Source organism: Hymenobacter jeollabukensis, assembly GCF_005771675.1.
In the GTDB taxonomy this organism is placed as follows: Bacteria; Bacteroidota; Bacteroidia; order Cytophagales; family Hymenobacteraceae; genus Solirubrum; species Solirubrum jeollabukense.
Genome location: NZ_VAJM01000001.1, coordinates 82153 through 101477 on the forward strand (window position 1 = coordinate 82153; position 19325 = coordinate 101477).

Annotated in this window: 19 protein-coding genes; 14 read left to right on the forward strand and 5 right to left on the reverse strand. The window is 65.9% G+C overall.

Going from position 1 to position 19325, the window contains the following annotated elements:
• The first annotated feature begins 289 nt into the window (after positions 1–289).
• From FDY95_RS00370 to FDY95_RS00385, 4 genes are all read left to right on the forward strand, one after another.
• On the forward strand, positions 290–2530 hold the full coding sequence (locus FDY95_RS00370; RefSeq protein WP_171025461.1) for a TonB-dependent receptor: 2241 nt from the start codon (positions 290–292) through the stop codon (positions 2528–2530).
• Positions 2531–2623: 93 nt separating this feature from the next.
• Positions 2624–3316, forward strand: a complete 693-nt coding sequence (locus tag FDY95_RS00375; protein WP_138074748.1) for a phosphatase PAP2 family protein — start codon at positions 2624–2626, stop codon at positions 3314–3316.
• Between the two features lie 82 nt (positions 3317–3398).
• Entirely contained in the window at positions 3399–3620 is a 222-nt protein-coding gene (locus tag FDY95_RS00380) for a hypothetical protein (RefSeq protein WP_138074749.1), read from the forward strand.
• Positions 3621–3760: 140 nt separating this feature from the next.
• Complete coding sequence (locus FDY95_RS00385) at positions 3761–4573, forward strand: phosphatase PAP2 family protein (protein ID WP_171025462.1); 813 nt, start codon at positions 3761–3763, stop codon at positions 4571–4573.
• A gap of 6 nt (positions 4574–4579) precedes the next feature.
• On the opposite strand, the gene FDY95_RS00390 is transcribed toward FDY95_RS00385, so the two are convergent.
• Positions 4580–4858, reverse strand: a complete 279-nt coding sequence (locus FDY95_RS00390; RefSeq protein WP_138074751.1) for a hypothetical protein — start codon at positions 4856–4858, stop codon at positions 4580–4582.
• Positions 4859–5100: 242 nt separating this feature from the next.
• Here FDY95_RS00390 and FDY95_RS00395 point away from each other — a divergent pair, with 242 nt between their 5' ends.
• The 5 genes from FDY95_RS00395 (at position 5101) to FDY95_RS00415 (ending at position 9705) form a co-directional block, all read left to right on the forward strand.
• Entirely contained in the window at positions 5101–5781 is a 681-nt protein-coding gene (locus FDY95_RS00395) for a response regulator transcription factor (RefSeq protein ID WP_138074752.1), read from the forward strand.
• 111 nt (positions 5782–5892) lie between these two features.
• Positions 5893–7140 (forward strand): sensor histidine kinase, encoded by a 1248-nt coding sequence (locus FDY95_RS00400; protein ID WP_138074753.1) that lies wholly within the window; start codon positions 5893–5895, stop codon positions 7138–7140.
• Between the two features lie 119 nt (positions 7141–7259).
• Positions 7260–8108, forward strand: coding sequence for a phosphatase PAP2 family protein (locus tag FDY95_RS00405; RefSeq protein ID WP_138074754.1), 849 nt, complete (start codon positions 7260–7262; stop codon positions 8106–8108).
• A 33-nt stretch (positions 8109–8141) separates the two neighbouring features.
• Positions 8142–9173, forward strand: a complete 1032-nt coding sequence (locus tag FDY95_RS00410) for a sulfite exporter TauE/SafE family protein (RefSeq protein WP_138074755.1) — start codon at positions 8142–8144, stop codon at positions 9171–9173.
• Positions 9174–9240: 67 nt separating this feature from the next.
• Positions 9241–9705, forward strand: a complete 465-nt coding sequence (locus FDY95_RS00415) for a PepSY-like domain-containing protein (RefSeq protein WP_138074756.1) — start codon at positions 9241–9243, stop codon at positions 9703–9705.
• A gap of 419 nt (positions 9706–10124) precedes the next feature.
• On the opposite strand, the gene FDY95_RS00420 is transcribed toward FDY95_RS00415, so the two are convergent.
• The gene (locus FDY95_RS00420; RefSeq protein WP_138074757.1) at positions 10125–10949 is read right to left on the reverse strand and encodes a 2,3,4,5-tetrahydropyridine-2,6-dicarboxylate N-succinyltransferase; all 825 of its coding nucleotides are present in this window, start codon (positions 10947–10949) and stop codon (positions 10125–10127) included.
• A gap of 118 nt (positions 10950–11067) precedes the next feature.
• Between FDY95_RS00420 and FDY95_RS00425 the strand changes: the two genes are divergently transcribed.
• The 4 genes from FDY95_RS00425 to mnmE all read left to right on the forward strand — a co-directional run bounded on the left by FDY95_RS00425 (position 11068) and on the right by mnmE (position 15727).
• Positions 11068–12234, forward strand: coding sequence for a glycosyltransferase (locus FDY95_RS00425; protein WP_171025463.1), 1167 nt, complete (start codon positions 11068–11070; stop codon positions 12232–12234).
• Between the two features lie 163 nt (positions 12235–12397).
• Positions 12398–13408, forward strand: a complete 1011-nt coding sequence (locus tag FDY95_RS00430; protein ID WP_317129467.1) for a 3-oxoacyl-ACP synthase III family protein — start codon at positions 12398–12400, stop codon at positions 13406–13408.
• A gap of 163 nt (positions 13409–13571) precedes the next feature.
• On the forward strand, positions 13572–14231 hold the full coding sequence (locus FDY95_RS00435; RefSeq protein ID WP_138074759.1) for a metal-dependent transcriptional regulator: 660 nt from the start codon (positions 13572–13574) through the stop codon (positions 14229–14231).
• 113 nt (positions 14232–14344) lie between these two features.
• Positions 14345–15727, forward strand: coding sequence for a tRNA uridine-5-carboxymethylaminomethyl(34) synthesis GTPase MnmE (gene mnmE, locus FDY95_RS00440; RefSeq protein ID WP_138074760.1), 1383 nt, complete (start codon positions 14345–14347; stop codon positions 15725–15727).
• 35 nt (positions 15728–15762) lie between these two features.
• Here the strand turns inward: mnmE and FDY95_RS00445 are convergent, their stop codons facing one another.
• Positions 15763–16659 (reverse strand): aldo/keto reductase, encoded by an 897-nt coding sequence (locus FDY95_RS00445; protein ID WP_138074761.1) that lies wholly within the window; start codon positions 16657–16659, stop codon positions 15763–15765.
• A gap of 330 nt (positions 16660–16989) precedes the next feature.
• Between FDY95_RS00445 and FDY95_RS00450 the strand changes: the two genes are divergently transcribed.
• A complete protein-coding gene (locus FDY95_RS00450; RefSeq protein ID WP_138074762.1) occupies positions 16990–18282 on the forward strand; it encodes a citrate synthase in 1293 nt (430 codons plus the stop codon).
• Between the two features lie 167 nt (positions 18283–18449).
• Here the strand turns inward: FDY95_RS00450 and FDY95_RS00455 are convergent, their stop codons facing one another.
• On the reverse strand, positions 18450–18815 hold the full coding sequence (locus FDY95_RS00455; RefSeq protein ID WP_138074763.1) for a hypothetical protein: 366 nt from the start codon (positions 18813–18815) through the stop codon (positions 18450–18452).
• A gap of 97 nt (positions 18816–18912) precedes the next feature.
• A complete protein-coding gene (locus tag FDY95_RS00460) occupies positions 18913–19284 on the reverse strand; it encodes a hypothetical protein (RefSeq protein ID WP_138074764.1) in 372 nt (123 codons plus the stop codon).
• Positions 19285–19325 lie beyond the last annotated feature (41 nt).

The window sequence follows — 19325 nt, forward strand, 5'->3', positions numbered from 1 at the left end:
AATGTCCTACCGGAGGTTACCCGCGAAAAGGGGGCACGCGTCGAGTGAACAAACATCGTTGCAGGTGCCTTGGCGGCCACAAGCTGCGGATCTGCACAAAGCGCTGCTTTGTTGTGAGGCTTGGGCTCAACGCCTAGCTCAGAAGTTTACACGAGAGCGGCAGCAGGCCTGAGCGGCGGGTGGGTTGATGCCCCCCACACCATCAGCGCCAGCCACGGCCCTTCGCTTTGCTACGGATTTACTTCAGAATTGCCTGGTAGTCTTGCACCGATACCCTTTCGTGCATGCTATGCTGTTTCGCCCACCTCTCGTCCGACACTTCCTCACGGGTCCAGCTGCGCGGGGCTGGTTTACCGGGGCCGGCCTGCTGCTGACCGCCGGCGCGGTTCATGCCCAGACCGCCGCCGTGCGCGTCAGCGTGCGCGACAGCCTGACCCGCGAACCGCTGGTGGGGGCCAGTGTGGGCATTCCGGGTAGCAGCACCGGCGGCCAGACCGACGCCAGCGGCACCGTTACGCTCACGCCGCCTCCCCCGCCCGGCAGCGTGCTCACCGTGATGGCCCTGGGCTACCGGACGCAGCAGCTGCGGCTGTCGGGCGCGGGCACGGTGGCTGTACTGCTGGCACCGGCAGCCGAGCAGATTGCGGAAGTGGTGGTGACGGCCACGCGCACCAATTCGCGGCTGGAGGATGCTCCTACGCGGGTGGAAGTGCTGGGCGAAGAGGAAATGCGCGAGGAAAACGGCATCAAGCCCGGCAATATCGCCTCCCTGCTCGGCGACATTGCCGGCACCCAGATTCAGCCCACCTCACCGACCACCGGCAACGCCGACCTGCGCATTCAGGGCCTGCAGGGCCGCTACTCGCAGATTCTGCGCGACGGGCTGCCGCTGCTGGGCGGCTACGCCGGCGGCTTCGGCATCCTGCAGATTCCTCCGCTCGATTTGCGCCAGATTGAGCTGATCAAGGGCTCGTCGAGCACCCTGTACGGGGGCGGGGCCATTGCCGGGCTGGTCAACCTGGTCAGCAAGTCGCCCACGCGGGGCACGCCGCAGTACGCCGTGACGCTCAACCAGAGCACCCTGCGCGAAAGCAACGTGAACGGCTTTGCGGCGGCCCGCAACCGGCGCCTGGGCTACACCCTCTACGGCGGCTTTACCCGGCAGCAGGCTGTGGACGTGGACGGCGACGGGTTCGTGGACGTGCCGCGCCTGCGCAACCTGACGGTGCACCCGCGCCTGTTCTGGTACCCCGGCGCCCACAGCCAGCTGGTCGTGGGCTACACCGGCACCGAGGAAAGCCGCCGCGGCGGCGACGCGCAGCGGCTCCAGCGTGGTGCGGCCGCCGGCCTCGACCACCAGTACTTCGTCACCAACCTGCTGCAGCGCCACTCCTTCGACGCCATTTACACGCAGGACAGCCTGGCCGGCGGCAGCCTCACGGTGAAGGGCACGGCCAGCACCTTCAGCCGGCGGGTACGCACCAACACGGTGGCCTTCGACGCGCGGCAGCTTTCGTACTTCGGCGAGGCCAACTACCTGCGCCGGCTGGGCGCGCACCACACGCTGGTGAGCGGCCTGAGCCTGAGCGGGGAGCAGCTGCGGCCCGATGCGGCCAGCTTCACGCCTTTGCTCGGCCGCTACAGCTACGCCACGCTGGGCGCTTTTGCGCAGGACGACTGGCAGGTACTCACGCCCCTCAGCCTGCAGGCGGGCCTGCGCCTCGACCACCACAACCGCTACGGCAACTTCCTGCTGCCCCGTCTGGCCTTGCTCTACAAGGCCAAGCCGGCGCTGACCTTCCGGCTCAACGGCGGGGCCGGCTACCGCGCCCCGGTGCCCTACGTGAACGAGCTCGACGAGCGGGACTACCCCCGCGTGCTGCCGCTCACCGACCAGAAAGCGGAGCGGTCCGTGGGCGTAAACGGCGACGTGAACTGGTCGCACGGCTTTGCCTCCGGCCTGCACCTGACGCTCAACCAGGGCTTCTTTTACACCCGCCTCAACCACCCCTCCACGCTGGAGCCGGATGCCACGAATCCGCTGACGCTACTGCGCTGGCGCAGCCAGGCCCGGCCCGTGGTGAGCCAGGGTCTGGAAACCTACCTACGCCTGGAAGCCGACGAAACCGAGCTGTACCTGGGCTACGTGCTCACCGACGCCCGCCGCCATTACGACGCGGTGAACCCGCACGTAGAGCTGGCCGCCCGCCACAAGCTGGCCACCGTGCTGGTACGCGAGTTTTCGGAGCACTGGGGGGCGGGCATTGAGGCCAGCTACACCGGGCGCCAGTACCTCGACACCGGCGAAACCACGCCGGGCTACCCGCTGGTGGCGGCCCTGGTACGCTACCGCACCGGCCCCTGGACGGTGGTGCTCAACGGGGAAAACCTGCTGGATTACCGCCAAACCCGCCGCGAAGCTGTGGTGCTCCCGCCCCTGGACAACCCGCTGTTCAGGCCCCTGTGGGCGCCGGTGGAGGGCCGCGTCGTCAACCTGTCGGTGAACTGGCGGTTTCAGGCCAAGCGGTGAGACGCTGCCCCGCGCAGTTTGACCCCGCCGTGCCGCGGCGGCTGGTCGACGGTTTAGTGAAGTGTCTTCAGTGATTCAAGCACAGTTTGCCAGATGCTTTCGACGCGAATTCTGACCTTTTTGCGGCTTCTGCTGCGCCGGCAGCGGCGGTTGCTGCTCCTGCTGCTGATCGGGCTGGTGCTGCCGTGGAGCGTGTTTTTGAAAGCCGCTACCGAAATCCGCGAGGGCGAAGGATTTCCCGGCGACCAGTACCTGCTGCGCCTGGCGCACGCCCACGCCACGCCCGCGCTGGATCGGGTGTTTCTGCTGCTCACCCGCCTGGGCGGCCCACCAGTGATGCTGCTGGTGAGTGCCACGATGACGGGGCTGCTGGTGCAGCAGCGCCAACGCCGGCACGCCTGGTTTTTTGGCGTGGCCGTGGGCGGCGCGGCCGCGCTCAACGTTGCGGCCAAAGTACTACTGGGGCGCGCCCGCCCGGCCCTGTGGGTGTCGCTGGCGCCCGAAACGACGCCCAGCTTCCCCAGCGGCCACGCCATGGGCTCGGCCGCCGTCATGCTCGCAATAGGCCTGCTGCTGGCGCATTCTCGCTGGCGCTGGCTGCTGTGGACGCTTGGTCCTCTCTTCGCGCTGGGTGTGGGCTGTTCGCGCATTTACCTGGGCGTGCATTACCCTTCCGACGTGGTGGCCGGCTGGATTGCGGCCGTGGGCTGGGTGACGGGCGTGTACCTGCTCTTCTCGCCCGCCTTGCACCGGCTGGAGCAGCTGTGGGCGGCTACCCGGGCCTGAGCCCGAGGCGGCGGCGCTGCTACCGAATATCTTCAGAATCGACGCCGAGCTTGCCGGCCAATCAGCCCCGTTCTGCCCCGCTATGGCTTTTACGCCTCCTTTTTTCCGGCACACGCCGCACATGACGGGCGCCAAGGCCCCCGCGCCCGAACCGGAGCGCTACCCGTTTCACGACAACGACGCCTGCCCCGTGGGACAGGAAGTCAAGCGCAGCGGGGAGTGGCAATACTACGAGCCGCGCACCGTCGAGGAAACCCGCGTGCGCTGCCCGCAGTGCGCGGCGCTGAGCCGACGGGAGGCCTGAGCGCGGAAGCCGCGTCGCCGCGGCCCGGCTCGTGCTGCCGCTCCCACAGAATTCCTCCAGAATCGTCCCGTACACCCCGCTCACCCGGCGGCCGCCCCCCGGCCTCGACGGCAGTTTGGTGACCATTATTGATGATAACGATGTTGCGTTCTTTTCGCTTTGCACTGGCGGTTGCCGGCGGCCTGAGTGCCGGCACGTCGGCCCTGGGGCAGATAGTGCCGCCCGTGGCGGTGCCCGATACGACTCACAAATTTGAAAACCCCGGCGGTGTGCCGGCAGCTGTGAAGAAGCCCTGGTACCGCGGCAAGCTGGTGAAGGCGGTGGTTGTGCCGGCCGCGCTGATCGGCTACGGCGCTTACACGTTCAACGGGGGCGGCTTCTACACCAACCAGCAGGCCAACCGCGACATTCACCGGCTGTTTCCCACTTACCGCACCCATGTCGACAACATCTTGATTTTTGCGCCCTACGCCGAGCTGGGGCTGGTGGCGCTGGCCGGGGTGGAGTCGCGCAACGACCGGCTGAACACGCTGCTGGTCGTCGGCAAGTCGGAGCTGATCATGCTGGCGTCGGTATTCGCCGTCAAGAACCTCACGCGCGAAACCCGTCCCGACGGCTCCGACAACCTCTCGTTTCCCTCGGGCCACACGGCGCAGGCGTTTCTGGCGGCCAGCATCGTGCACACCGAGTTTCGCGACAAAAGCCAGTGGTACGGCATCGGGGCCTACACCATTGCCACCGGCGTGGGCGCGCTGCGCATGATCAATACCAAGCACTGGCAGTCGGACGTGGTGGCCGGGGCGGGCTTCGGCATTCTGTCGGCCCACTTGGCCTACCTCTCGCACCGCAACCGGTGGGGGCGCAAGCCGCGCCTGTTGGACGGCACCACGTTTACGCCCACGGTGTACCCCGGCGGCGCCGGCCTGGGCCTGACCTGGCGCCCGACCCACTAACCGCGCCTACGGCCCAAACAGCCCGGCCAGTACCCGATGCAGGCGGGCCGACCAGGCCGGCGCGGCCCCGTCCGGCGCCAGCGGGTGCGCCAGGTCGGCTTCCAGTTGGGCTAGCTGCCGGCGGCTGAACTCAATTTCCGGGACCAGGGCCGGGCGGCTTTCCCCGATGATGGTCAGCACTTCGGGCAGGTCAGTCAGCAGCTCGCGCAGCTCGGCGCGGGAAAGCGGGGCTTTGAGCAAGGTGCGGTGCGTCATGCGCAGCCGCTCGTAGTGCGAAACGGGCATGGAACAACGAGGAAACAGGGTGGTATGGGTGTTACAACGCCGCGCCGTCAGCCAAAGCAGCGCAGGAAACCAGCCTGACACCGCCTTTTCGGCCAAACGGGAGACGCGGAGAAATGCCAACTTGCCCCACGATTCTGAGTAAACTCTGAAGCCGGGCCGGCGGGGCTACAGGAAGTCTTCAGATTCGAAGCCGTGTTTGTCCCGTTGCTCCGCTGATTCCTGCCGCTTTCGTAGTTACTCCCGTGAAAGTCCTGATTGTCGAAGACGAAACGCCGCTGCGCCTGAGCCTGCTCGACTACCTGCGGCACGACGGCTACGTGTGCGAAACGGCCGCGAACTACCAGCAGGCGCACGAAAAGATCAAGCTCTACCAATACGACTGCGTGCTGGTGGACCTGACCTTGCCCGACGGCAACGGCCTGGACTTGGTGCGCACGCTCAAAGCTGATAACTCCCCCGCCGGGGTGCTCATCCTCTCCGCCCGCGACGGGCTCGACGACAAGATTCAGGGCCTGGAGCTGGGCGCCGACGACTACCTGGCCAAGCCCTTTCACCTGGCCGAACTCAACGCCCGCCTGCGCGCCATCTTGCGGCGGCGGCAGTTTCAGGGGCAGCGCCACCTCGCCTTCCGCGACCTGATGGTGTGGCCCGAGCAGGCGCTGGTGCTGGTGCAGGAGCAGCCCGTCACGCTCACCCGCAAGGAATACGACCTGCTGCTGTTCTTCCTGACCAACCCCAACCGCGTACTCACCAAGGAAGCCATTGCCGAGCACATCTGGGGCGATGCGGCCGACATGGCCGACTCCTTCGACTTCATCTACACCCACCTGAAGAACCTGCGCAAGAAGCTGCAGGACGCCGGCGCCGATAACTACATTCGCACCATCTACGGCCTGGGCTACAAGCTGATGGCGGAAGAATAAGCCGCGTTTTTCGTTATTCGTTATTGGTTTTTCGTGGGCTACGGGCCACCGCGCTGACAGGCAGCGGAGCAGGGACGATTAACGATAAACCCGCCACGACAAACGACCCGCGTGAAGCTGCTTACCACCACCAACCGTTATTACCTGGCCCTGGTCACGGTGCTCTTTGCCGTGGGCACCGGCGCGCTCTACATCGGCATTCAACACGCCCTGATCGAGGAAGTCGACGAGCAACTCGAGCTGCACCACGGCTTTCTGCGGCAGCGCATCCGCGAAACCGGCGCGCTGCCGCCCGTCACCAGCCCCAGCGAGCTGACCATCAGCCGCCACCCGCGCCCGGCCGGGCTGAGCGACACGCTGATTTACGACCCGACGGAGCGTAGCCAGGTGCCCTTCCGGGAGCTGTCGTTTTCGGTGCAGGTGCGCGGGCAACGCTACTGGCTCACGCTGCGCAAGTCGCTCATCGAAACCAGCGAGGTGCTTGGGGTGGTGCTGGGCGTGATGTTCACGGTGATGGGGCTGCTGTTCGGGAGCCTGGTGCTGCTGAACCGCTGGTTGTCGCGCTGGCTGTGGGCGCCGTTTCACCGCACGCTGGCCTCCCTGCGCCGCTACCGCCTGCAGCAGCCCCAGGCCCTGGAGCTGCCCGCCACGCCTATCGACGAGTTCAGCGAGCTGAACCAGGCCCTGGCCCAGCTCACCCAGCGCGTCACGGCCGATTACCGGGCCCTGAAGGAATTCACCGAAAACGCGGCCCACGAAACCCAGACGCCGCTGGCCATCATGCAGGCCCAGCTGGAGCAGCTCATGCAGCTGCCCGACCTGCCCGCGGCCGCCGCCTCGCCCGTGCGCGAGCTGTACCGCGCCACGCTGCGTCTCTCGCGGCTGCACCAGGCCCTCACGCTGCTCAGCAAGATTGAAAACCGCCAGTTTACTGATGCCCAGCCCGTGCGCCTCGACGCGCTGGTGCGCGACAAGCTCGGGCAGCTGCAGGACTTTCTCGACGCCCAGCGCATCGAGCCCGTGCTGCAGGTGGCGGCCCCGCTCTCGGTGACCATGCACCCGCTGCTGGCCGATTCGCTGGTGAGCAACCTGCTGCAGAACGCGGTGAAGCACAACCTACCCGGCGGCCAGCTGCACGTGCAGATCGACGCGCGTACGCTGGAAATCCGCAATACCGGCCGTCCGCTGGCCGGGGAGCCGATGCAACTGCTCGGCCGCTTCCGCAAGCACAACGCCGCCTCCGACTCGCCGGGCCTGGGCCTGAGCATTGCCCAGCAGATCTGCGCCCACTACGGCGGGCAGCTGACGTACACGTTCAACCCGGTCGGAGCCTGGCACACCCTGCGCGTGGGGTTCTGAGGGCACCGCCGGCAAGTGGCTGCGCTTCAGATGTTCTTCAGAGTTGCCGGCTAAACTGCGGGCCTTTGGGTGCCGGCGGAAACCACGCGGCCCCGCTCATTGCCCCCACTGCTGGCCGCATGCCGACCCCAATAACCTCGTTGCTGACCCGCTGGGGCAGCGTATTGCTCCTGCTGTGGGCGCTGCGGCCGTCCGGCCTGGCCGCCCAAACGCGGCCCGATTCGCTGACCATCCCAGCACCCCGCCATGTCGTCGTACAGCTGCCTGTCGCCGATACCCTGCGGCCGTCGGCTGGTCCGCCCGTCCGGCACTTGCTGGCCCGGCCCGCGTTTCGCCGCGCGGTGGTGCCGGCCGCGCTGCTCACGCTGGCCGTGCTCGGCACCGAAAAGGTGGATGTATTCGAAACCGACGAAGAGCTGCGCGCGGAAGTCCACGAGCACCTGCGCATCCGCACCAACCTGGACGACCAGCTGCGGCACGTACCCGCCTATGCCAGCCTGGGCCTCAGCCTGGCGGGCGTACGGGGCCGGCACAACACGCTGAATCAGGCCCTGCTGTTCGGCCTGAGCTACACCATCAACAACGCCCTGACCAGCCGCCTCAAGCACCTGACCCGCGTGGAGCGCCCCCTGGGCAACAGCTTCGACTCGTTCCCGAGCCAGCACACCAGCGCCGCGTTTTCGGCGGCTACGCTGCTGCACAAGGAGTACGGTGGGCGCAGCCTCTGGTACAGCGTGGGCGGCTACACCGCCGCCACGGCCACCGGCGGCCTGCGCATTGCCAAGGACAACCACTGGCTGTCCGACGTAATGGCCGGCGCGGCGGTGGGCATCGTGTCCACCGAGCTGGCCTATTGGGCGTATCCCTGGCTGCACCGGCAGCTGCTGAAAGGCCTCGGCGACCGGGCCGTGGTCGTGCCGAGCTACCTGAACGGCGCCGCCGGGGCTACCGTGGTAGTAGTGCTGTAGCGCGTTGCTAGCTCACTCTCGACAGGCGTTGCTATGGAATTAATCGTCGTGTTTGTGGCGGCCGTGCTGGCGTTCGGGCTGAGCACCGTCAGCGGGGGTGGCGCGGGCCTGCTGCTGCTGCCGGTACTGGCGCGGGTACTGCCCACCGCGGCGGTGCCGGCGGCTCTCACGGTGGGCACGGCCACCAGCACCGTCTCGAAGCTGGCCCTGTTCCGGCACCACGTCAACTGGGCCGTCACGCGGCGCTTCGTTCCGGGCGCGGTGCCGGGCGTGCTGCTGGGGGCCTACCTGCTGAAATACCTCAACCCGCTGTACCTGGAGGTGTTCATCGGCCTGTTTCTGCTCTCGAACCTAACCATGCTGCGCCGCTCGGCCCCGGCGACGGTGGTGGAGCCCGCGCCCGTCGGCTGGCTGAAGCTGAGCAGCATCGGGTTGCTGGCGGGCTTTCTGTCGGGCCTGACCGGCGCCGTGGGGCTGGTGTTCAACAAGTTTTACTTCCAGTACGGGCTAAGCCGCGACCAGGTCATTGCCACCCGCGCGGCCAACGAACTGCTGCTGCACCTCATTAAGCTGGCGCTGTACCTCTCGCTGGGCCTGCTCACCGGCCCCGCGTGGCAGGCCGGGGCCGTGGTGGCGGTGGCCGCCGTGCTGGCCACGGCGGCCACCAAGCGCATCGTGCATTACCTGCCCGAAGCCTCGTTCCGGCGCCTCGGCTACGCGGCCATGGTGCTCAGCGGGGGCTTCATGCTCACCGCGGCCGCCACCGAGCTGCGCACCACCGACAACCTGCGCGCCAGCACCGCCCTGCTCGGCGACGAGCTGGAGGTGACCGGCTGGTGGCGCAGCCGCAGCCTCACGCTGGAGCTGGAAATCGACGAGAGCCCCGCCATCGAGCAGCCCGTGGCGCTGGCGCAGCTGCCCCCATCGGTACAAGCCGCGATGCACCGCCTGCAGCAGGGACGGCCCATTATCAAGATCGAGGAAGTGTGGCAGCTCAACCACCATTACTACGAGCTGTACCTGAACGACCGGGGCCGCGTCGTGTCGTTGGACGTGGTGCCGTGAGCCGCCGCCAGAAAAACCACAGAAAGCGCGCGTAGGATTACGGCGTCAACCATTCATTCCCGCTCCCATGAAAACGTACCTGTTGCTGGCCCTGGCCACGGGCCTGGCCGGCGCCGCCAAGGCGCAAGAAATTACCGCCAAGCAAGTGCCCCCGGCGGCGGTGGCGAGCCTTAAGAAAGCGTACCCCGCCGCCAAGTCAATCAAATGGGAGAAAGAGGACGGCAACTACGAAGCCGAATTCCAGCAGGGCGCCGACCGGCTGTCGGTGGTGATAACGCCGGCGGGCCAGCTGCTGGAAACCGAGACGGAAATCCGGACGGCGCAGCTGCCGGCCGCCGTGCGCAGCAAATTGGTTCGGGCCTACGCGGGCTACCAGGTGACGGAAGCCGCCCGAATCGTGACGGCCGCTACCGGCGCCACCACTTACGAAGCCGAGCTACGCCGGCCCGGCAAGAAAATGGACGTGATTTTCGATGCCAACGGCGCGGTGGTCAGAACGGAAGCCGGCGGCGCAAAAAACGGGGAGAAGTAGCTGTGGCTGGGTTGCCCGAGGGCCTGTTCAGGGCCGACAAGCACTAACCGGGCAACCCAACGCCCGCCCGTTACTTACGGTGCTCAGCATACACCCCGAGTTTACGGACTCGCCTGCTTAAGCACTAACCCTGTCCCACGGCTGCTACTTTCCGTTTGAAAGATACGGTAGGCCATCGATCAGTTGGGTGTGGATTTAGAACCGCACGGGAGATGATCCACCTGGCGGGCAAACGTTCTGGTGGCGTTTGCTGACCTTACGATGTTGGCTTTCAGTTGGCCCAGCATCTAACCAGGTTTTTCCAAACAGCCCCCCGGCCGAACGGCCGAGGTGGAAGCAGACGACGAGCCGCTTTTCAACGCAAAAGCCCCGCCGATTGGCAGGGCTTTGCTTCATGATATTCAGGCCGGATTCGCTGATTACACCGCCACGTTATGCTCGCGCAGGGCTTCGTTGAGCGAGGTTTTAAGGTCCGTCGAGGGCTTGCGCTGGCCGATGATGAGGGCGCAGGGCACGTGAAACTCGCCGGCCGGGAATTGCTTGGGCAAAGAGCCGGGAATGACCACCGAGCGGGGCGGCACGTAGCCGCGGTACTCCTGGCCCTCGGGCGTGCTCACGTCGATGATACGGGTGCTGCCGGTGATGGTGACGCCTGCCCCGATAACGGCCTCCTTGCCGATGTGGCAGCCTTCGACCAGGATGCAGCGCGAGCCGATGAAGGCGCCGTCTTCCACGATGACCGGGGAGGCCTGCACCGGCTCGAGCACGCCGCCCAGGCCCACGCCGCCCGAGAGGTGCACATGCTTGCCCACCTGCGCGCAGGAACCCACGGTGGCCCAGGTGTCCACCATCGTGCCCTCGCCCACGTAGGCACCAATGTTCACGTACGAGGGCATCATGATGACGCCGGGCGCGAGGTAGGCGCCGTAGCGGGCTACGGCCGGGGGCACCACGCGCACCTGCTGCCGGGCGTAGTCGGTCTTGAGCTGCATCTTGTCGTGAAACTCGAAGATGCCCACTTCCTCGGTTTTCATCTGCTGCAGCGGGAAGTAGAGGATGACGGCTTTTTTCACCCAGTCGTTGACCTGCCAGCCGCCGTCTTCGCTGGCGCTGGGCTCGGCCACGCGCAGCAGGCCGCGGTCGAGGTGGTCGATGACGAGGCGGATGGCGTCCTGGGTGGCGGCGTCCTGCAGCTTGCTGCGGTCGGCCCAGGCGGCTTCGATGAGAGGCTGAATGTCGGTCATAAAGTCAGATGTCGAAAACGGTTGTACGGGCGGCGGTGGCCGTCAGAGGCGCGAAAGTAGTAGGTTTGGCCTTGTGCTGCCACCCTCCCGCCCTACGCCATTCATCCTGCTGGCTTCCGTGCTGAAGCCCACGGACGATACGCGCATGTACGAGAAGTTCGGCCGCACCCTGGCCGCGGCGGGCTACCTGCCCATCATAGCGGGCCGCGGGGCAGGCCCCACACCAATCGTTACGGCCGAGGGCATCATACAGGTGGAGCTATTCCACGGCCACCGCCTGGGCTTTTCCCGTCTGCTGGCCCAGTGGGAGTACTGGCGGCTTTTGCGAAAGATGAAGCCCGAGCTGGTCATCGTGCACGCCCCCGAGCTGCTGCCCCTCACGCTGCTCTGGCACCGCCGCACCGGGCGCCCCTTCCTGTACGACGTGCGCGAAAACTACGCCCTGAACATTCGCACCCAGCAGGTGTACCAGGGCGGCATCAAACGTCTGCTGGCCCGCGCCGTGACCTGGGTGGAAGCACGCGCCGCCCGCCGCGCCGCCGCCGTGCTGCTGGCCGAGCGCAGCTACGCCGACGAGCTGCCCTGGCTGCCCGCGGGCCGTACTGTGGTACTGGAAAACAAGTACGCCCCGCCTTCCGCCGAACAACCTCACTCCTATTCCCGCGCCCCGCTCAACCTGTCAACTACCGCCGAGCCCCTGCGGCTGCTTTATTCCGGCACCATCTCGGCCCTGAACGGGGTGTTCGACGCCATCGAACTGGCCCGGCAACTGCGCGCCGTCTGGCCGGGGCTCACCCTGACTGTCATCGGCTACTGCCAGCAGCCGGCCGAGCTGGCGCAGCTACGGCAGCTGGCTGCGGAGCACAGCGCCTGGCTCCGGCTGATCGGCGGGGCCGAGCCGGTACCGCACGCCGCTATCGTAGCCGAAATCGGGTGGCACCACCTGGGGCTGCTGCCGTACCGGGAGCATCCGAGCTCCTGGCGCTGCCTGCCCACCAAGCTCTACGAGTACTTGGCCAGCGGTCTGCCGGTGCTCATCCCGCCGAACCCGCTCTGGGCGGCCGAGGTGCAGCGCCACGAGGCCGGGCTGGTCGTTGATTTCCGTCAGCCGCAGCTGGACGCGCCGGCCCTGGCCCGACAGCTGAGCGGGCGGCGTTTCTACCCGCAGGGCCCGGTGGCGGCGGCCCGCTGGGATTCGGAGGCGCCCCGGTTGCTGGCCGCCGTGCGGGCCGCCGTGCGGGCCGCCCTACCGGCCGAAACCGCCCGCCCCGGCCCGCCGTTGTAGCCTCGGAAGTCCGGCCGGCGCGTCCCCGCGCGCCGGCCCCGGCACTTATCGGCCTTTGGATTGCCCCGTGGCCGGCCGCCGTTTAAGTTAGGCCAACGGGTTTATCTTTGGCCCCTTTTTCCCCGCAATTCACCGCTCCGCCTCTTCCCCACACCCCATCATCATGTCCCAATTGTATACCGCCGAAATTGCCGGCATGGGCCACTACGTTCCCTCCCGCGTGGTCACCAACGCCGACCTCGAAGGCATCATGGAAACCACCGACGCGTGGATTCAGGAGCGCACCGGCATCCAGCAGCGCCGCTGGTTCAACGAAGGCGAAGACACCACCGCCAACATGGGCGCCCGCGCCGCCCGCATGGCCCTGGAGCAGGCCGGCCTCACCCCCGACGACGTGCAGCTCATCGTCTTCGCCACGCTCTCGCCCGACTACCTCTTCCCCGGCTCGGGCGTGCTGCTGCAGCGCGAGCTGGGCATCAAGGCGCCCATTCCGGCTTTCGACGTGCGCAACCAGTGCTCGGGCTTCATCTACGCCCTCTCGCTGGCCGACCAGTTCATCAAGACTGGCATGTACGAAACGGCCTTGGTCGTGGGCTCCGAAATTCACTCCTCGGGCCTCGACAAGAGCACCCGCGGCCGGGCCGTGTCGGTGATTTTCGGGGATGGCGCCGGGGCGGCCGTGCTGCGCCGCAGCACCCGCGAGGGCCACGGCATCCTCAGCACCCACCTGCACGCCCAGGGCGAGTACGCCGAGGAGCTGATTACCAAGGAGCCGGGCTCCAACCGCGAAAACCGGGTGCAGGTCGTGCTCGACGATCCGGAATCGATGTATCCCTACATGAACGGGCAGCAGGTGTTCAAGCACGCCGTCACGCGCTTCCCGGAGGTCATCAACGAAGCCCTGCAGGCCAACGGCTACCAGGCCAGCGACATCGACCTGCTGGTGCCGCACCAGGCCAACCTGCGCATCACCCAGTACGTGGGCCAGAAAATGGGCCTGAGCCCCGACAAGGTGTTCAGCAACATCCAGAAGTACGGCAACACCACCGCCGCCTCGGTGCCGCTGGCCCTGAGCGAAGCCGTGCAGGAAGGCCGCGTGAAATCCGGCGACCTGGTGTGCCTGGCCGCCTTTGGCTCGGGCTTCACCTGGGCCTCGGCGCTGATCAAGTGGTAGGCGCTGCGCGAATTCTGAATTATGGATGCTGAATGTTGAATTACTTGTTCTGCACGTTTTGCGGGTGAGGCCGGCGCGGTGCGTCGGCCTCACTTTTTTTTGGGACCTTTGCCCTGAATCCTGGAGCCAATTCAGCATTCATAATTCCTAATTCAGCATTCCCTTGCCCAGCCACACCGAGGAAAACTACCTGAAGGCCATTTACAAGCTTTCCGAAGCGGAGCCCGGCGCCGAAGTCAGCACCAACAGCATTGCCGAGGCGCTGCAGACCCGGCCCGCCTCGGTGACGGACATGCTGCGCCGCCTGGGTGAAAAGGGCCTGCTGAGCTACCAGCGCTACCGCGGCGTGCTGCTCACCGCGGAAGGCCGGCGGGTAGCCCTGCTCACCATCCGCAAGCACCGCCTCTGGGAAGTGTTCCTGGTGCAGAAGCTGGGCTTTGCCTGGGACGAGGTGCACGAGGTGGCCGAGGAAATGGAGCACATCAGCTCCCCGGTGCTGGTGCGCCGCCTCGACGAGTTCCTGGGCTTTCCCGAAGTCGACCCGCACGGTGACCCGATTCCGCGCGAGGACGGGGCCATGCTGCGCCCGCAGCACCGGCTGCTGTCGGAGCTGAAACCGGGGCAGCAGGGGCTGCTGGTGGCCGTCAAGAACACCTCCCAGCCTTTCCTGCAGTACCTCAACAAAGTAGGCATCGTGCTGGGCTGCGACATTAAAGTACTAGATAAGATTTTATTCGACAACTCACTAGAAATAAGCATCAACAGCGCCCCCAAAACCCAAATATCCGCCGAAGTTAGCCGCAATCTGTTCGTCACTTCCTAAAGGGCGAGGTGGTGAACTGGTGAAGTAGTGAGTGTCGTTCCGCTTGCCCCAGCTGCGCGGTTCTGCACTCCCGAACAGCAACTCACCATTTCACCATCTCACCACCTCTCCACATGCTGCCCCTCGCCCTGTCCGATACCATCGTTGCCCTTTCTACCCCGCCCGGCGCCGGGGCCATTGCCGTCGTGCGCCTCTCGGGGCCGGCCGCTATCAGCCTGACCAACGAGGTATTCCGCGGCAAGGATTTGACCACGCAGCCCGGTCACACCCTGCACTACGGCACCATCCGCGACGGGGAAAATATCCTCGATGAGGTGGTGGTCAGCCTGTTTCGCGGGCCGCACTCCTACACCCGCGAGGACGTGGTGGAAATCAGCACCCACGGCTCCGACTACATCGTGCGGGAGCTGCTGGCGCTGCTGGTGCGGCGCGGGGCGCGGCTGGCCGAGCCGGGCGAGTTTACCAAGCGGGCCTTCCTGCACGGCGCCTTCGATCTGGCCCAGGCCGAGGCCGTGGCCGATTTGATTGCCGCCGACTCGGCCCTGCAGCACCGCGTGGCCCTGAACCAGATGCGCGGCGGCTTCTCGCGCGAGCTGGCCGATTTGCGTCAGCGCCTCATCGACTTCGCCGCCCTGTTGGAGCTGGAGCTGGATTTCGGGGAGGAAGACGTGGAGTTTGCCGACCGCACCGGCCTGCTGCGCCTGCTGACGGAGGTCAAAACCCTGGTGCAGCGGCTGCTGCGCTCCTTCGAGCTGGGCAACGTCATCAAGAACGGCGTCACCACCGTCATTGCCGGCCGGCCCAACGCGGGCAAAAGCACCCTGCTCAACGCCCTGCTCAACGAGGAGCGCGCCATCGTCTCGGCCATTCCGGGCACCACCCGCGACTTTATCGAGGACGAAGTCAGCCTCGAAGGCATCAAGTTCCGCTTCGTCGATACGGCCGGGCTGCGCAATACCACCGACGTGGTCGAGGCCATGGGCGTGGAGCGCACCCGGCAGCGCGTGCAGCAGGCCGCCGTGGTGGTCTACCTCTTCGACCTGGCCACGGCCACGCCCGCCGAAGTTGCGGCCGATGTGGCGGATCTGCCCCTGCCGGCCGGCGCGGCCCTGCTGCTCGTCGGCAACAAGCTGGACGAAGCCCCCGCCGCGGCCGTGGCGGAGCTGCAGGCCGCTTACCCCGACATGCTGCTGCTCTCGGCTGCCAGCCACGCGGGCCTGGAGGAGCTGCGCCAGCACCTGCTGGCCACCGTGCGCCGGGAAGGCCTCGACGCCGGCGCGGCCACCATCGTGACCAACCTGCGCCACGCCCGCAGCCTGGAAGTGGCCGCCGAAGCCCTGTCGGCCGTGCAGCACGGCCTGCAGCACGGCCTGGGCACTGAGCTGGTAGCTTCCGATCTGCGCCGTGCCCTTCGCGCCCTCGGCGAAATTACCGGCGACATCAGTTCCGACGATTTGCTGGGCAGCATCTTCACCCGCTTCTGCATCGGCAAGTAGCCGGCGAAGCGGCCGGGACTAGCCGCCGGCTGCTGTTACCGATGTTGCTCGTAAGTGTTGGGCTTCACCGCGTGCCGGAGCGTGGCCAATTCGCTTTCCGTCAGCGGCGGGGCCTGCCCCGCTTCCAGGGCCGCTTGCAGCTGTTCGGCGGTGCGGATGCCGAGTACCGCCGACGTCACGGCCGGGTGGGCCAGCGTGAACTGCACGGCCGTTTCCGCTGCCGGACGCGGCGGCTGAGCGGCCGTCTGCACGGCTTCGGCGGCGCGGGTTACTTCCTCGGCCGAGTAGTTCAGGTAGGGCTTGGCGGGCTTGCCCAGCAGCAGGCCCTGGGCGTAGCTGCCCCGCGCCAGCACGCCGATGTGGTGCTCGTGTAGCAAATCCAGGCAGCTTTCCTCGGGCCGGCGGTCCAGCAGGCTATACTGCATCATCACGCTGGCCAGGTTGGCGCGCTGCACGTACGCGCGGATGACGTTGGGCCGAATGGAGGAAATGCCGTACGCCCGGATTTTGCCCTGCTCCCGCAGCAGCTCAAACGCTTCGATGGTCTCGTCGATTGGATCCTCAATAGTGCCGCCGTGCAGCTGGTAGAGGTCGATGTAGTCGGTCTGCAGGCGGCGCAGGCTGCCTTCCACGGCCCGCAGGATGTAGTCCTTCGTGGGGTTCCAGTCCCAGCCGCTGCCGTCGGGGCGCCACTGATTGCCGACTTTGGTGGCCAGCACCACTTCGGCGCGCCGCTCTCTGAACGCTTTGCCGACGCTGGCTTCGTTGTCGCCTTTTTGGTATAAATCGGCGGTGTCGAACAGGTTGATGCCCGCGTCGAGGGCCTGGTGCAGCAGGCGGGCGTTGGCCGCGTGGTCGTCGCCGAGCGACATGCAGCCGAAGCTGACGGCGCTGACGCGCAAATCGGAGGTGCCGAGGGGATGGAGCTTCATGCGCAGCAGGATAGTACCCCTGAATAAGCCGCTACGCCGCGAAAAGTTGCCGCCGACCCGTTTCGGCCAGTGGCCAACTCGGTTGCGAAACCGGCTGGCGGCCCCGTCGAAAAGTGCACGGACCACCAAATTCGCCACCTTAATTTTCTTTAACCTCAGTCAGAAGCCGCTAGTGGTTTTAATTGGCAGTCAAGGCCAAACAACCGCTCAGCTTCATTTGTACTACACCTGGCCCGTGGCAAACTCGCCGCCGGGTTGCAGGGCAAAGTGCTAATGCCGTACTTCGCCCCCGCACGCCACCCACTCTCCCTGTCCACTAATCAGTTTGTAATGGCAGAAACCGCTGAAATCATCCTCGACGGCAAATCGTACCCGATGCCGGTGTTCGAGGGTACTGAGAACGAAAAGGCTATCGATATCAACAAGCTCCGCGACCAGACCGGTTACGTGACGCTGGATTCGGGCTACAAAAACACCGGCGCCACCAAAAGCGCCATCACCTTCCTCGACGGCGAAGAGGGCATCCTGCGCTACCGCGGCTACCCCATCGAGCAGCTGGCCGAAAAGTCCAGCTTCCTGGAAGTGGCTTACCTGCTGATCTACGGCACGCTGCCGACCGAAGCCGAGCTGAAGGACTTCTCGGGCCAGATTACCAAGCACACCCTCGTGCACGAGGACGTGCGCAAGATTTTCGACGGCTTCCCGTCGGCGGCCCACCCGATGGCCATCCTCTCCTCGCTGATCTGCGCGCTGACGGCTTTCTACCCCGAAAGCGTGTCGCCGGACCTGAGCAAGGAGGAAATCGACCTGAACGTCATCCGTCTGATGGCCAAGCTGCCCACCATTGCGGCCTGGACCTACAAAAACCAGATGGGCCACCCGCTGAACTACCCGCGGAACGACATGGACTACGCGTCCAACTTCCTGCACATGATGTTCAGCTTCCCCACCGAGAAGTACGAGCTGAACCCGGTGGTCGTCAGCGCCCTCAACAAGCTGCTCATCCTGCACGCCGACCACGAGCAGAACTGCTCCACCTCGACGGTGCGCCTGGTGGGCTCGGCCAACGCCTCGCTCTACGGCTCGGTTTCGGCCGGCATCAACGCCCTGTGGGGCCCGCTGCACGGCGGTGCCAACCAGGAGGTTATCGAGATGCTCGAAGCCATTGAGCGCGACGGCGGCGACACCAGCAAGTTCATCGCCAAGGCCAAGGACAAGAACGACTCCTTCCGCCTGATGGGCTTCGGCCACCGCGTGTACAAGAACTTCGACCCGCGCGCCACCATCATCAAGAAGGCCGCCGACGAGGTGCTGACGGCCCTGGGCCTGCAGGACAGCCCGCTGCTGAAAATCGCGAAGGAGCTGGAGCAAGCCGCCCTGACGGACCAGTACTTCATCGAGCGGAAGCTGTACCCGAACGTGGACTTCTACTCGGGCATCATCTACAAAGCCCTGGGCATCCCCACGGAGATGTTCACGGTGATGTTCGCCCTGGGCCGCCTCCCCGGCTGGATTGCCCAGTGGAAGGAGATGCGCGAGAACAAGGAGCCCATCGGCCGCCCGCGCCAGATCTACGTGGGCGAGAAGGAGCGCAACTACGTGCCGATCAACGAGCGCGGCTAGTCAGCCACTTCCCCGTACCGCATAAAAAAACGCCAGCCCCAGAAAGGCTGGCGTTTTTGCGTGTGGGCGGGCTGCTGCAACAGCCCACCCGGCTAAGCAAAGAACTGAGTGAGTGTGTGAGTGAAACGTGGTGAGTGAAAGCGAGTGAGTGGTTGCCGGCAAGGGGCTTAGCGCTCCGATGAAGAGCCCAGGGCGGTCATGTTGGTGCGCGTCTGGCGGTAGGCGGTCATCTGGCGGGGCCAGAGGATGGCGGCCATTTCCCAGTCGAAGCGGTCCTGCAGCTCGGCCAGCTGCTGGTCGAGGGTGGCCGGATTGTCGGCCAGACGCGTTTTCAGGTCCTGCGTGGTCGTGAGGAACTGCAGGTTGAGGCGACGCACCTTCACGAATTGGGCTTCGTTGAGCGGTACTTTCTGGGCAATCTGCTGGGTGAGCGTGGTGGCCCGGTCGTTGAGCGTGGGCTCCTGGCCGGCCGTAGCCCCCTGGGCTAGTACCAGGCACAGGCCCAGCGAGGGAAGAAAAAACAGTTTGTTCATGAGCGGTGGATTGTGTTGTGGCTTGGCAATGCGGCAATCAACCCGGCCCAAGCTACGTCCCCGCCGTGTGAGCTCGGCAGGGACGTTGTCAGGTGCATTAGCGGCCGCTGGGGAGCCCCAGGGCGGTCATGCTGGCCTGGCTTTGCTTGTAGGCCGTGAGTTGGGTCGGGCGCAGCATCAGGGCCAGTTCCATGTGGTAGCTGGTTTGGGATTCGGCCATCCGGATGTCCCGGATTTCGGGGTCGGCGGCGAAACGGTCCTTCAGATCTTCCATGGTGCTGAGCATGCGCAGGTTCAGCTGCTTTAGCTTCAGGTACTGGCCTTCGTCGAGCTGCATTTTGCTGGCCATGGCCCGCGTCAGCACGGTGGCGCGTTGGTTGAGCGGGTTGTCACCCTCGGGGTCCGTAGCTGCGTTGGCAGCGGTCAGGAACCCAAAGGCCAGGCCAGCCAGCAGGAGGAGCTTTTTCATGGGACGGGAGTGTGGAGATTGGACAATGGTGAAAACGGGTT

Bases quoted from the DNA above. Each gene is read 5' to 3' on its own strand.
- FDY95_RS00370 (WP_171025461.1), top strand. From the start codon at position 290: ATGCTGTTTCGCCCACCTCTCGTCCGACACTTCCTCACGGGTCCAGCT.
- FDY95_RS00375 (WP_138074748.1), top strand. From the start codon at position 2,624: ATGCTTTCGACGCGAATTCTGACCTTTTTGCGGCTTCTGCTGCGCCGG.
- FDY95_RS00380 (WP_138074749.1), top strand. From the start codon at position 3,399: ATGGCTTTTACGCCTCCTTTTTTCCGGCACACGCCGCACATGACGGGC.
- FDY95_RS00385 (WP_171025462.1), top strand. From the start codon at position 3,761: ATGTTGCGTTCTTTTCGCTTTGCACTGGCGGTTGCCGGCGGCCTGAGT.
- FDY95_RS00390 (WP_138074751.1), bottom strand. From the start codon at position 4,858: ATGCCCGTTTCGCACTACGAGCGGCTGCGCATGACGCACCGCACCTTG.
- FDY95_RS00405 (WP_138074754.1), top strand. From the start codon at position 7,260: ATGCCGACCCCAATAACCTCGTTGCTGACCCGCTGGGGCAGCGTATTG.
- FDY95_RS00410 (WP_138074755.1), top strand. From the start codon at position 8,142: ATGGAATTAATCGTCGTGTTTGTGGCGGCCGTGCTGGCGTTCGGGCTG.
- FDY95_RS00415 (WP_138074756.1), top strand. From the start codon at position 9,241: ATGAAAACGTACCTGTTGCTGGCCCTGGCCACGGGCCTGGCCGGCGCC.
- FDY95_RS00420 (WP_138074757.1), bottom strand. From the start codon at position 10,949: ATGACCGACATTCAGCCTCTCATCGAAGCCGCCTGGGCCGACCGCAGC.
- FDY95_RS00430 (WP_317129467.1), top strand. From the start codon at position 12,398: ATGTCCCAATTGTATACCGCCGAAATTGCCGGCATGGGCCACTACGTT.
- mnmE (WP_138074760.1), top strand. From the start codon at position 14,345: ATGCTGCCCCTCGCCCTGTCCGATACCATCGTTGCCCTTTCTACCCCG.
- FDY95_RS00445 (WP_138074761.1), bottom strand. From the start codon at position 16,659: ATGAAGCTCCATCCCCTCGGCACCTCCGATTTGCGCGTCAGCGCCGTC.
- FDY95_RS00450 (WP_138074762.1), top strand. From the start codon at position 16,990: ATGGCAGAAACCGCTGAAATCATCCTCGACGGCAAATCGTACCCGATG.
- FDY95_RS00455 (WP_138074763.1), bottom strand. From the start codon at position 18,815: ATGAACAAACTGTTTTTTCTTCCCTCGCTGGGCCTGTGCCTGGTACTA.
- FDY95_RS00460 (WP_138074764.1), bottom strand. From the start codon at position 19,284: ATGAAAAAGCTCCTCCTGCTGGCTGGCCTGGCCTTTGGGTTCCTGACC.